Origin of the sequence: Halorubrum lacusprofundi ATCC 49239 (genome assembly GCF_000022205.1) — an archaeon.
Taxonomy (GTDB): Archaea; Halobacteriota; Halobacteria; order Halobacteriales; family Haloferacaceae; genus Halorubrum; species Halorubrum lacusprofundi.
On sequence record NC_012029.1, the window covers coordinates 722,534 to 734,949 of the forward strand.

At 66.2% G+C, this 12,416-nt stretch carries 12 protein-coding genes; 9 read left to right on the forward strand and 3 right to left on the reverse strand.

The window, feature by feature from the left end; genetic code table 11:
* Position 1 precedes the first annotated feature (1 nt).
* The 8 genes from HLAC_RS03510 to HLAC_RS03545 all read left to right on the forward strand — a co-directional run bounded on the left by HLAC_RS03510 (position 2) and on the right by HLAC_RS03545 (position 6,948).
* The gene (locus tag HLAC_RS03510; protein ID WP_012659941.1) at positions 2–463 is read left to right on the forward strand and encodes a NuoI/complex I 23 kDa subunit family protein; all 462 of its coding nucleotides are present in this window, start codon (positions 2–4) and stop codon (positions 461–463) included.
* A gap of 49 nt (positions 464–512) precedes the next feature.
* Positions 513–779, forward strand: a complete 267-nt coding sequence (locus HLAC_RS03515; protein WP_004049822.1) for an NADH-quinone oxidoreductase subunit J — start codon at positions 513–515, stop codon at positions 777–779.
* The gene (locus tag HLAC_RS03520; RefSeq protein ID WP_012659942.1) at positions 776–1,135 is read left to right on the forward strand and encodes a hypothetical protein; all 360 of its coding nucleotides are present in this window, start codon (positions 776–778) and stop codon (positions 1,133–1,135) included. The genes HLAC_RS03515 and HLAC_RS03520 overlap by 4 nt, the downstream gene beginning before the upstream one ends.
* On the forward strand, positions 1,132–1,452 hold the full coding sequence (gene nuoK, locus HLAC_RS03525) for an NADH-quinone oxidoreductase subunit NuoK (RefSeq protein ID WP_012659943.1): 321 nt from the start codon (positions 1,132–1,134) through the stop codon (positions 1,450–1,452). The genes HLAC_RS03520 and nuoK overlap by 4 nt, the downstream gene beginning before the upstream one ends.
* Position 1,453: 1 nt before the next feature.
* Positions 1,454–3,496 carry an NADH-quinone oxidoreductase subunit L gene (gene nuoL / locus HLAC_RS03530; RefSeq protein ID WP_012659944.1) on the forward strand — a complete coding sequence of 681 codons (2,043 nt, stop codon included), beginning with the start codon at positions 1,454–1,456 and terminating at the stop codon, positions 3,494–3,496.
* Complete coding sequence (locus HLAC_RS03535; protein WP_012659945.1) at positions 3,496–5,025, forward strand: complex I subunit 4 family protein; 1,530 nt, start codon at positions 3,496–3,498, stop codon at positions 5,023–5,025. Before nuoL ends, HLAC_RS03535 begins: the two co-directional genes overlap by 1 nt.
* Positions 5,018–6,529, forward strand: a complete 1,512-nt coding sequence (locus HLAC_RS03540) for an NADH-quinone oxidoreductase subunit N (protein ID WP_012659946.1) — start codon at positions 5,018–5,020, stop codon at positions 6,527–6,529. Before HLAC_RS03535 ends, HLAC_RS03540 begins: the two co-directional genes overlap by 8 nt.
* A gap of 95 nt (positions 6,530–6,624) precedes the next feature.
* Positions 6,625–6,948, forward strand: a complete 324-nt coding sequence (locus tag HLAC_RS03545) for a hypothetical protein (RefSeq protein ID WP_012659947.1) — start codon at positions 6,625–6,627, stop codon at positions 6,946–6,948.
* Position 6,949: 1 nt separating this feature from the next.
* On the opposite strand, the gene HLAC_RS03550 is transcribed toward HLAC_RS03545, so the two are convergent.
* From HLAC_RS03550 to HLAC_RS03560, 3 genes are all read right to left on the reverse strand, one after another.
* On the reverse strand, positions 6,950–7,177 hold the full coding sequence (locus HLAC_RS03550; RefSeq protein ID WP_012659948.1) for an H/ACA ribonucleoprotein complex subunit GAR1: 228 nt from the start codon (positions 7,175–7,177) through the stop codon (positions 6,950–6,952).
* A gap of 2 nt (positions 7,178–7,179) precedes the next feature.
* Complete coding sequence (gene srp19 / locus HLAC_RS03555; RefSeq protein ID WP_012659949.1) at positions 7,180–7,458, reverse strand: signal recognition particle subunit SRP19; 279 nt, start codon at positions 7,456–7,458, stop codon at positions 7,180–7,182.
* Positions 7,459–7,558: 100 nt separating this feature from the next.
* On the reverse strand, positions 7,559–9,508 hold the full coding sequence (locus HLAC_RS03560; RefSeq protein ID WP_012659950.1) for a sensor histidine kinase: 1,950 nt from the start codon (positions 9,506–9,508) through the stop codon (positions 7,559–7,561).
* A 120-nt stretch (positions 9,509–9,628) separates the two neighbouring features.
* On the opposite strand from HLAC_RS03560, the gene alaS reads away from it, so the two are divergent.
* Positions 9,629–12,409 (forward strand): alanine--tRNA ligase, encoded by a 2,781-nt coding sequence (alaS, locus tag HLAC_RS03565; RefSeq protein WP_012659951.1) that lies wholly within the window; start codon positions 9,629–9,631, stop codon positions 12,407–12,409.
* Positions 12,410–12,416 lie beyond the last annotated feature (7 nt).

A 12,416-nucleotide genomic window follows, 5' to 3' on the forward strand; every position in this document is an offset into this window, starting at 1 on the left:
TATGATCGGACTCATGAAATCGATGGCGACGACGATGAAACACGCGCTGGACGGGAAGACGTTCACGGTGGAATACCCGGAGGAAGCGCCCGAGGTGAGTCCGCGCTTCCGTGGCGTCCACAAGTTCAGCCAGGAGCGGTGTATCTGGTGTCGGCAGTGTGAAAACGTCTGCCCGAACGACACGATTCAGATCGTTCAGGACGACCAACGCAACGGCGAGCAGTACAACCTCCACATCGGGCAGTGCATCTACTGCCGACTGTGCGAGGAGGTCTGTCCCGTTGACGCCATCCTGTTGACACAGAACTTCGAGTTCACCGCGGACACGAAAGACGACTTCGTGTTCAACAAAGAACAGCTCAAGAACGTCCCGTGGTACAAGGGAATCGACCCGCTGGAGTCCCGGAACCCCGATCGCGGCGCGTGGATCGGGGAGGGAGACGGCGAGGTCGACTACCAGTAACGGGCGCGTCTCGAAATCTTCAAAGGGACTCTCATAGGAGACAAACACAATGGTTTATGCTACCATCGCGTTCGGGCTGTTCGCCGCGGTCACGCTGGCGTTCGGCCTCGGGGTCGTCCTGGCGCGCGACGTGTTCCACGCCGCGTTGCTTCTGGGCGGTGCCCTGACGAGCGTTGCGGTGCACTACGTGATGCTGCAGGCGGAGTTTATCGCCGCCATGCAGATCCTCGTCTACGTGGGCGGGGTCTTGATTCTCGTCACGTTCGCCGTGATGCTCACGCGATCGGACACGGAAACGGAGGTGAATAGCGCATGAGTAACGACGACTCCCGGAGCCGCGGGCGTCTCGTGCCCGCAGTCGCGGTCGGACTCCTGTTCGCCATCATGGCACTGACGGTGCTGTCGGCCGACTTCGGCGAAGTTGCTGCGTTCCCGGCGGACGCGTCGATCGTCCACAACATTGGGTACGCACTCTTCAACCTCAGCGAGTACGAGCTCGGCTCGGTGCCGTCCGAGGGCTTCCTCGCCGCGTTCCTGATCGCGGCGGTCGCGCTCGACGTGGCCGTCGACGGCGCCATCTACCTGGCGAAACGCGAGAAGGACGGCTCCATCGTCTCCGCGATGAGCACTGTGCTCACCGACGGCGGGCGCGAGGGAGGTGAGCGGCAATGACCGCCGTCGCTTCTTCGATCCCGCCCCAGTGGTACCTGCTGCTCGCCGCCGGGGTGTTCTGTATCGGCCTGTTCGGAGTGCTCACGCGGCGAGACGCGCTGTACTTCCTGATGAGTATCGAGCTCATGATGAACGCCGCGAACATCAACTTCGTCGCGTTCGCGCTGTACTACGGCGATCTCACGGGGCAAGTGTTCGCACTGTTCGTCATCGCGCTTGCGGCCGCGGAGGTCGCGATCGGGATCGGCATCATCCTCGTGTTGTACCGTAACTTCGGGGTCACCGACGTGACCGTTCCAACGGAGATGAGGTGGTAACATGATAGATGTGTTCTCATACGTTCCGGCGATCGTTCTCCTCCCGTTCTTCTCGTTCCTGATCGCCCTCGGTGTCGGGAAGTATCTCCCGAAGGGGGGCGCCTTCGGCGGCATCGCGGCGACGGCAGGATCGTTCCTGCTCTCGCTGTGGGTGCTCGCGACGGTCGCAGGCGGGGAGGCGGCGAACCGTACGCTCTACACGTGGGCGAGCGCGGGCGGCATCGGTCCGACGGATGTCGAGCTGTCATTCGGTATTCTGATCGACCCCCTATCGGCGCTCATGCTCGTCATCGTGACGCTCGTGGCGCTTCTGGTCCACGTGTTCTCGCTCGGCTACATGAACGACGAGGGCGAGACGGGGCTGCCCCGGTACTACGCCGGGCTCGGCCTGTTCACGGCCTCGATGCTTGGGTTCGTCGTCGCCGACAACCTGCTGATGGCGTTCATGTTCTTCGAGCTGGTCGGGCTCTGCTCGTACCTGCTCATCGGCTTCAACTTCCGAGAGCCCGGCCCGCCGTCGGCGGCGAAGAAGGCGTTCCTCGTCACGCGGTTCGGGGACTACTTCTTCCTGATCGGCGTCGTCGCCGTGCTCGCGACGTTCGGCACCGCACAGTTCGCCGGTGAGGGGTCGTTCCCCGCGCTCGCCGACGCGGCGCTCAACGGTTCCGGATCGGTCGCGTGGACACCCGGCGGAGTCGAACTGCAGACGTGGCTGACGGTCGTCGGCCTGCTTGTGTTGGGCGGCGTCGTCGGGAAATCTGCGCAGTTCCCGCTGCACACGTGGCTCCCCGACGCGATGGAGGGCCCGACGCCCGTCTCCGCGCTGATCCACGCCGCGACGATGGTCGCGGCGGGCGTCTACCTCGTCGCGCGAATGTACGGCTTCTACGCGCTGTCGCCGACAGCGCTCGCGGTTATCGCTTTCATCGGCGGCTTCACCGCGCTGTTCGCGGCGACGATGGGGCTCGTGAAAGACGAACTGAAGCAGGTGCTCGCGTACTCCACCATCTCACAGTACGGGTACATGATGCTCGCGCTCGGCGCGGGCGGGTACGTTGCGGCGGTCTTCCACCTGACGACCCACGCGTTCTTCAAGGCCCTGCTGTTCCTCGGCGCCGGCGCGGTGATCATCGCGATGCACCACAACGAGGACATGTGGGATATGGGCGGACTCAAATCGAAGATGCCGGTGACGTACTACACGTTCCTGGCGGGTTCGCTCGCGCTCGCGGGCATCTTCCCGTTCGCCGGCTTCTGGTCGAAAGACGAGATCCTCTACGAGGCGCTTGTCCACGGGCTCAACGACCCGCTGCTGCTTGGCGGCTACTTGATGGGACTGCTCGCGGTGCCCGTCACCGCCTTCTACACCTTCCGAATGGTGTTCCTGACGTTCCACGGCGAGCCCCGGAGCGAGACCGCACGCGACCCCGAACCCGTTCGCTGGAACGTGAAGGGGCCGCTGACTGTGCTGGGCACGCTCGCGGTCGTCACCGGGTTCATCAACATGGTGCCGGTTCAGAAGGTCCTCGGACTGGAGGGGATCGACATCCTCCACCGCTGGCTCGACAACGAGTGGGGCGGCATCGAGGGGCTCTCCTCGCACCACTACGCGGATCTGGGCCCGTACAGTAGCGGGTCCCTTGTCGGCGGCGAGGTCGGTACGGTGCTCGTCGGCGCGGCTGTTTCGCTCGGCTTAGCGCTGGCCGGCCTCACGGTCGCGTGGCGGCTCTACAACGTTCCGTCGCCGACGGAGCATACGGCGAAGCTCGGCGGGATCAAAGACGTGCTGTACAACAACTACTACTTGGACGAACTGCAGGTATGGCTCGCGTATCGCACAGAGGATATCGCCGGTGGCGCTAACACCTTCGATCAAGGTATCATCGACGGCGTCGTCAACAGCGTCTCGTCGGTGAGTCTCTTCGGCGGGAGCCGGGTCCGCCGGCTCCAGAGCGGCGTGGTCTCGCAGTACGCCATGCTGCTCACGCTGGGGCTCATCGCGCTGCTTCTCGCGCTCGGCGTGACAGGGGGGTGGTTCCTGTGATGATCGAAGCCCTCATCGGCGTCACGTTCGTGGCCGCACTCCTCGTGCTGCTCGCCCCGAATGAGTGGGCCGGGCGGCTGGCGTTCGCGTTCAGCCTGCTTCCGTTCGCCGGCTCGCTGTACCTCTGGTCCGGCTTCGAAAGCGCCGGCAACGCCCTCACGGGCGGTGATATTGCCTATGCGACCCAGATCGAGTGGTTGGAGGTCGGCGGACGGACCGTGTCGTGGTTCGTCGGCGTCGACGGGATCAGCCTCCCGCTCGTCGTGCTCACGACGTTCCTCGTTCCGCTCGCGATCGTCAGCGCGTGGACGCCGATCGACGCCCGCCAGAGCCAGTTCTACGGGCTCATGCTGTTCATGGAGGCGAACCTGCTCGGCGTGTTCACCGCGCTCGACTTCTTCCTCTGGTTCGTCTTCTGGGAGGCCGTCCTCGTGCCGATGTACTTCCTCATCGGTATCTGGGGCGGTCCCCGCCGGAAGTACGCCGCGATCAAGTTCTTCGTGTACACGAACGCGGCGTCGCTGTTGATGTTCATCGGCTTCATGTCGCTGACGTTCGCGCTCGGCGACTCCGTGAGCTCGTTCGCGCTGCCGGAGATCACGCAGGCGATCGCTGACGGCGGTCTCGGAACGTGGTTCGGCATCTCGCCGGACCGGATCGCGATGATCGCGTTCCTCGCGATGTTCCTCGGGTTCGCGGTGAAGGTCCCGATCGTTCCGTTCCACACGTGGCTCCCCGACGCTCACGTGGAGGCGCCGACGCCGGTGTCGGTGCTGCTGGCGGGCGTGCTCCTGAAGATGGGGACGTATGCACTGCTCCGGTTCAACTTCACGATGCTCCCGGAGCAGGCGTCCGCACTCGCGGTCCCGATCGCTGCTATCGCTGTCATTAGCGTCATCTACGGTGCGATGTTGGCGCTGGGTCAGAAAGACCTCAAGCGGATCGTCGCGTACTCCTCCGTCTCGTCGATGGGGTACGTCATCCTTGGACTGATCGTGTTCACCGAGTACGGCGTCGGCGGCGCGACGTTCCAGATGGTCGCACACGGCCTCATCTCGGGGCTGATGTTCATGGCCGTCGGCGTCATCTACAACGCGACGCACACGCGAATGGTCGGCGACATGTCCGGGATGGCCGACCGGATGCCCGTCGCGGTGGGCATCCTCGTCGCCGGCGCGTTCGGGTACATGGGGCTCCCGCTGATGGCCGGCTTCGCCGGGGAGTTCTTCATCTTCGTGGGCTCGTTTGCCGCCCCGGCGCTTCCGTACGCGCCGATTTTCACGGCGCTCGCGATGTTCGGTATCGTCATCGTCGCCGGCTACCTGTTGTCGGCGATGCAGAGCACGCTGTTCGGGCCCTTCGAGCTCGAAACCGACTACGACGTGGGTCCCGCGCCGTTCCACGATGTCGCCCCGCTCGCGGTGCTTCTGGTGGCGATCATCGTGCTCGGCGTGGCACCCGACATCTTCTTCGAGATGATACGTGATGCCGCCGTTCCCGTGGTCGAGGGGGTGACCGTCGATGGTTAACACGCTTCCGCAGATGGCGGCGCTACTGCCCGTCTTCCTGCTCGCCTTCACGGGACTCGCGCTGCTGCTCGTCGACACCATCAGCCCCGACGCGCGGTCGAACACCTCGATGGCGGTCGTCGGCGCACTCGGATCGCTCGCCGCGCTCGCGGCGAGCGTTTGGCTGGTCGTCTCCGGCACCGGGAGTGCGGACACCGGCGGCGCGATCACTCTGTTCGCCGAGGCGATCAAAGTGGACACGATGGCGCTGTTCTTCACCGCCATCTTCGCGTCCGTGACGGCGCTGGTCGTCGTCGCAGCCCACGACTACTTCCACGACCACACGAACCCAGCGGCGTTCTACTCGCTCGTCGTGTTCGCGGCGACCGGGATGGCGCTGCTCGCGGCCGCGAACTCGCTCGCGGTCGTCTTCGTCGCTCTGGAAATGGTGTCGCTGCCGTCGTACGTGCTCGTCGCGTACCTCAAGCGAGACCGCGGGAGCGTCGAGGCGGGGATGAAGTACTTCCTCATCGGGGCGCTCTCTTCAGCGATTTTCCTGTTCGGAATCTCGCTGGTGTACGCGGCGACCGGATCGCTGCTACTCGGTGACGTCGCCGAGGGGATCGGCTCGCTTGACGGCCTCGCTGGCGTCGCCGGACTCGGGATCGTAATGATCCTCGGCGGCGTCGCGTTCAAGACGGCTTCCGTCCCGTTCCACTTCTGGGCACCGGAGGCATACGAGGGTGCGCCCGCACCGGTGAGCGCATTCCTCTCGTCCGCCTCGAAGGCGGCCGGCTTCGTGGTCGCGTTCCGTCTGTTCACCGAGGCGTTCCCGGTGGGCGCGTCGCTTGCCGCCGGCATCGACTGGGTGCTGGCGTTCGGCGTGCTCGCGGCCGTGACGATGACGCTCGGTAACTTCGCGGCGGCCGTTCAGGAGGAGGTCAAGCGGATGCTCGCATACTCCTCCATCGGACACGCGGGCTACGCGCTCATCGGCGTCGCGGCGCTCTCGCAAGGAGGGAGCGCAAACGGCGCCGTGATGGGCGCGGCGATGGCGCACCTGCTCGTCTACGGGTTCATGAACACCGGCGCGTTCCTCTTCGTCGCGATGGCGGAGCGGTGGGGCGTCGGCCGGACCTTCGAGGATTACGCCGGGCTCGCGCGGCGCGCGCCTGTCGCCTCGACGGCGATGGCTGTGTTCATGTTCTCGCTCGCCGGGCTGCCGCCCTTCGCCGGGTTCTTCTCGAAGTACTTCCTGTTCATGGGAGCCATCGACAACGGCTTCCTGTGGCTGGCGGCGTTCGGTGCCGTCAACAGCGTCGTCTCGCTGTACTACTACAGCCGGGTCGTGAAGGCGCTGTTCATCGACGACCCCGCGTCGTCGAGCTCGCTGGACGTGATCGACGTGCGGCCGACCGGGCTGTACGCCGCGGTCATCTTCGCGGCGGTCGCGACGGTGCTACTCTTACCCGGCTTCGGACCGGTCATCGAGACCGCCGAGGCCGCGGCGTCGGCGCTGTTCTAGCGGCCTCGCGGTCCGCTCCCGCTTCTCGGTTCCGTTCGGCTCGACCGTCCGTCCGGTACCCGCAGGTATTCCCGCGTCCGGCGCGTCGATCCGGTATGAGTAGGAAACGAGCGTACCGCTGTCTGAACTGTCTGGAACACACCGTGAGCCGGGAGTTCGACACGTCGCACCTCTCGGTGACGTGTCCAAACTGCGGCTCGTTCGAGCGGTTCGTCAACGACGCGGTGTTTCAGCAGTTCCGTGCGTTCGAGGAGTCGCCGCCCGCGGAGATCGATTGGGCGCGGCTGGACCGCACGGAGAAGCTGGTCGTCTCCGAGCGGCTCGTCCGCTCGACGAAGACGCTGGCGGACTTCGACGTCGTAAAAGAGGAAGCGACGGCCGGGGAAGCGACGGCCGGGGAAGCGACGGCCGGGGACTGAGTCAGCGCGCGTATAGTTTCCCACCGACGAGCGCGGCGAGGTCGTCGTCGTTCGGCGTCACCGCCACGTAGGGGCGATCGACGGGGCCGAACACGTCGACGACGCGCCCGACCGTCGCAAGCGACTCGTCAACTACGGACGAGCCGATCCGCGGCGGCTCAGCGCCCGCCTCGGTGCGTGCGATTGCGAGCCCGCCGGCGGTGCGGACGACGGTACCAACGCGGCGCATCGTCACTCCCGGATGACCCCGAGGTAGGCGGCGATCGCCTGCACGAGGTCGTTTTTCGCGGTGTCCTCGGTCCCTCGGACGACCACCGCGCCTCGCGGCTTGAACTCCCGAGAGTAGGTTTTCTCGCGTTCGATCACCGCGTCGTACCCAACCTGTTGGACTGCCTTCGCGATCTCGTCGACCGTCGGCTCCTCGATCGCGAGATCCATCGGGACACGACGCCCTTCCGACCGCGATCGGTCGGCGTCGAAGTACGCGGGATAGACGACGTTCTCGACCATATACCGGAGAGGCGAGCGCGCGGCGTAAGGTCGTTTCGGACCGGAGCAGTTGGCGGGGCGGAGTCGGTGGGGTCGGTCTCTTCAGGCGGAGCCGCCGCGGTCACGACGTTTTGAACTCGAACCGCGCCCCGCCGGACTCGCCGGTGAGCGCGCGCACCTGCCAGTCGTGCGCGTCGGCGATCCGCTTCGTGATCGCGAGCCCGAGGCCGGTCCCGCCCTCCTCGGTCGTGAATCCGCTCTCGAACACGCGGTCGCGCTCGCCCTCGGGGATCCCACAACCGTTGTCTTCGACGAAGAAGCCGCTCCCCGTTGTCCCGTCGTCGCCGCGGAACGCAGTGTCGCCGACGCGCACCGTAAGCGGCTTGCCGTCGCCGCCGTCGTTCCCACCTGAGGAGCGCCGGCCGTGCTCCACGCTGTTTCGAAACACGTTCTCCAGCAGCTCTCGCGTCCGGGTCGGACTTGCATCGATCGTCACGTCGCCGTCGACGACGAGCTCGATGCCGTCGGTGTCGACACTCTCCCACGCGTCCCTCGCGATCGCCTCGATCGAGACGGGTTCGGTCTCGCCGACCGCCTCTCCCTGTCGGGCCAGCGAGAGCAGGTCGCCGACGAGCTCGTCCATGCGGTCCAGCGCCTCCAGGGTTTTCTCGAGATGGGCGATCTCGCCGGTCTCGTTCGCGAGGGTGACGTATCCCTCTGCGACGGAAAGCGGGTTTCGGAGGTCGTGGGAGACGATACTTGCGAACTCGTCGAGCCGTTCGTTCTGTCTGCGGAGCGCCGCCTCGCGCTCACGTCGCTCCGTCACATCGGTGTAGATAGCGTATCCGGAGACGTTCTCGGCGTCGAGCCGGATCGGCACGACGTGGAGGATGAAGTGTCGAAGGCCGTCAGCGGTCTCGCGGGTCACCTCGCGTCTGACGTTTTCGCCGCACTGAAGCCGCTCGTTGAGTTCCACGGCCTCGGCTTCGGCCTCGTCGCTGGGGGGAACGATATAGTCGTCGACGGACTCGCCGACCACGCGATCGGCGTCGTAGGCGAACGTCTCTTCGAACGCGTCGTTGACTCGGTGAACGATCGGCTCGCCGTCGACGTAGTCGTAGGCGATCGCCGGGTCGGGGACGTTCGAGAACAGCGCGAGCAGGTGGTCCCGCTCGGTCCGAAGCGCTTCGTCGGCGCGGATCCTGTCGAGCGTCTCCTCGACGTGGGACGCGAGCAGCTCCGCGAGGCGGCGGTCACCTGCGTCGAACCCATCGTCTTCGTCGGCCGCGAGCTGGAGTACCGTCTCGTCGCCGACCGGAAGCGAGAGAAGCGCGTCGTAGGGGGCCTCGCCTATCGTTCGGGACTCGATCACCGGATCGCCGGTATCGATCGCAGTTCCGGCCGAGCCGCGCCCGACTCGAACGCGGTTACAGTCGTCGATCGAGACCCCGGACGAGGTCGCGATCGGTTCGACCCACTCCCCGTCGCGGACGCCGACGACGCAGTGGTACCGCGGGAACACTTCGGCGGCGACGGCGATCGCGGTTCGGTGAGCCCCCTCTATCGACCTGACCGACGCGAGGCGGGTCACCTCTGCGTTGAGCTGCTCGATCCGCGAAGGCGTTCGCGTCGGGTCGTCGCGGTCGATGCCGGACTCGCCTCTGGCCGCGAACCAGCGGAGCGTCGCATCGAGATCCGCCGGCGTGGTCGCAATCACGTCGACGAGGGGATCGGTTGCTGGCTCTGTGGCGGGGTCGTCAACGAACGCGACCACACGGCACGACCGGTTCTGACCACGGATCGCGTCGAGTCCCTCGGCGTCAAGGACGATAGCCACGTCCGTGGTCGCGAGGTCGTCGACGGAGGTGGGGGAGACGGCGTCGTCGACGGAAGGTCGGGGGGAGCCGTCGACGGGTGCGGGAGCGGCGTCGGCGCTTTCCAACGCGTCGGCCACGTCGGCCGCCTCGTCCGCGTCGCCAGCGAGAACGAGGACGGACGACCGCCCGCTGGGCTCGGTGTTCACTATACAGATGAGCAAGACTGGAGCGCGGATAAATTTTCCTTCCGTCATCTGTTTCTCCGGAATCGAGGATCGGCCTGTTGGGGGAGAAGTGATACCACTGTACGCGTGTAGAGCGGGTCGCGAGACACCCCGGAACCCTTTTGGAGGAACACGGGCCACGTTCCTGTAATGAGCGATCTCGAAGCGGAGTACCGCCTCGATTACTTCGAGGAGGAGGGGTTTGAGCGGAAGGAGTGTCCCTCCTGTGGCGCGCACTTCTGGACCCGCGACGCCGACCGCGAACTGTGCGGCGAGCCACCCTGTGAGGACTACAGTTTCATCGACGACCCGGGGTTCCCGGAGGCTTACTCACTGTCCGAGATGCGAGAGGCGTTCCTCTCATTCTTCGAGGAGCATGGCCACGAGCGAATCGACCCGTATCCGGTCGCCGCGAACCGCTGGCGCGACGACGTACTCCTGACGCAGGCGTCGATTTACGACTTCCAGCCGCTCGTCACGTCGGGACAGACCCCGCCGCCCGCGAACCCCCTCACCATCTCACAGCCCTGTATCCGGATGCAGGACATCGACAACGTGGGGAAGACGGGCCGCCACACGATGGCCTTCGAGATGATGGCCCACCACGCGTTCAACACGCGCGAGGAGGTCGCCGAGGACGAGTACGCCTACCACGGCGAGGTGTACTGGAAAGACGAGACTGTTGAGTATTGCGACAAGCTGTTCGAGAGCTTGGGCGCGGATCTAGAGGATATCACCTACATCGAGGACCCGTGGGTCGGCGGCGGGAACGCCGGCCCCGCCATCGAGGTCATTTATAAGGGAGCCGAGCTGGCGACGCTCGTCTTCATGTGCATGGAGCGGGACCCCGACGGCGACTACGAGATGAAGGACGGGCACACGTACTCCTTTATGGACACGTACATCGTCGACACCGGGTACGGGCTCGAACGGTGGACGTGGATGAGTCAGGGGACGGCGACGGTGTACGAGGCCGTCTACCCCGACGCGATCGACTTCCTCAAGGAGAACGCGGGGATTGAACACACGGAGGCAGAACAGAAGCTCGTCCACCGGGCGGCGAAGCTCTCCGGCCGACTCGACATCGACGATGTCGACGATGTGGAGGCCGCCCGCGGCGAGATCGCCGATCGGCTCGACGTCGATGTCAACCGGCTCCGTGAGCTGGTCGAACCGCTCGAATCGATCTACGCGATTGCCGACCACTCGCGGACGCTCGCGTACATGTTCGGCGACGGGATTGTCCCCTCGAACGTCGGGACGGGCTACCTCGCCCGGATGGTCCTGCGGCGCACGAAGCGGCTCGTCGACGAGATCGGGATCGACGCCCCGCTCGACGAGCTGGTCGACATGCAGGCCGAGCGGCTCGGCTACGAGAACCGCGACACGATCCGCGAGATCGTCCGCACCGAGGAGCGGAAGTACCGCAAGACGCTCGAACGCGGCTCCCGAAAGGTCGAATCGCTCGCGGACGAGTACGCCGGCACGGACGAACCGATCCCAACGGAGGTGCTCTTGGAGCTGTACGACTCCCACGGGATTCAGCCGGACATGGTTGCCGACATCGCCGCCGAGCGAGGCGCGACCGTCGACGTGCCGGACGACTTCTACGCGCTCGTCGCCGACCGGCACGAGGAGGCGGACGGCGACGAGGCGGCAGCCGAGCGCGACGACCGCTTCGACGATCTCCCCGAGACGGAGAAGCTGTTCTACGACGACCAAGGACGCACCGAGTTCGAGGCGGTCGTCCTCGACGTGTTTGAGCTCGAGGAGGGATACGACGTGGTCTTAGACCAGACGATGTTCTATCCCGAGGGCGGCGGCCAGCCGGCCGACAGGGGCCAGCTCACCGCCGGCGAGACGACCGTCGACGTGGTCGACGTACAGGAGCGCAACGGCGTCGTGCTCCATCGCACCGATGCCGACCCCGGGAAGGGAGAGTTCGTCCGCGGGCAGGTCGACGGCGACCGCCGTGACCGGCTCCGCGCGCACCACACCGCGACCCACCTGATCGGCCACGCGGCTCGCGAGGTGCTCGGCAATCACGTTCGACAGGCGGGCGCACAGAAAGGAATCGACTCCTCCCGGCTCGACATCCGCCACTTCGAGCGGATCACTCGCGAACAAGTCAAAGAGATCGAGCGCGTCGCAAACGCGCTCGTCCGCGACGACGTGCCGGTGCGACAGGAGTGGCCCGACCGCAACGAGGCGGAGTCCGAACACGGCTTCGACCTCTATCAGGGCGGCGTCCCGCCGGGAACGAACATCCGCCTGATCCACGTCGGCGACGAGGACGTGCAGGCCTGTGCCGGCACCCACGTCGAGCGCACCGGCGAGATCGGCGCGGTGAAAGTGCTGAAGACGGAGCCCGTCCAAGACGGCGTCGAACGGATCGTGTTCGCGGCGGGCGGTGCCGCCGTCGAGGCGACCCAGCGCACGGAAGACGCGCTGTACGACGCGGCCAGAGCCCTCGACGTCGACCCGCTCGACGTGCCCGAAACGGCCGAGCGGTTCTTCGAGGAGTGGAAGGGGCGCGGCAAAGAGATCGAGTCGCTCAAAGAGGAGCTTGCGGCGGCGCGTGCGTCCGGCGGCGCCGACGCAGAGGAGGTCGAGATCGGCGGCGTGACCGCGGTGATACAGCGGCTCGACGGCGACGCGGACGAGCTGCGCGCGACCGCGAACGCTCACGTCGACGACGGGAAGGTGGCGGTCGTCGGCAGCGGGGCAGACGGCTCCGCGAGCTTCGTCGTCGGTGTCCCCGATGGTGTCGACGTGAACGCCGGACAGGTGGTCTCGGAGCTCGCCGCCCGCGTCGGCGGCGGCGGCGGTGGCCCGCCGGACTTCGCGCAGGGGGGCGGCCCGGACGCGGACGCGCTCGACGACGCGCTCGACGCGGCACCGGACGTTCTTCGCAGCCTTCAGGAGGCCTGACGGCTTC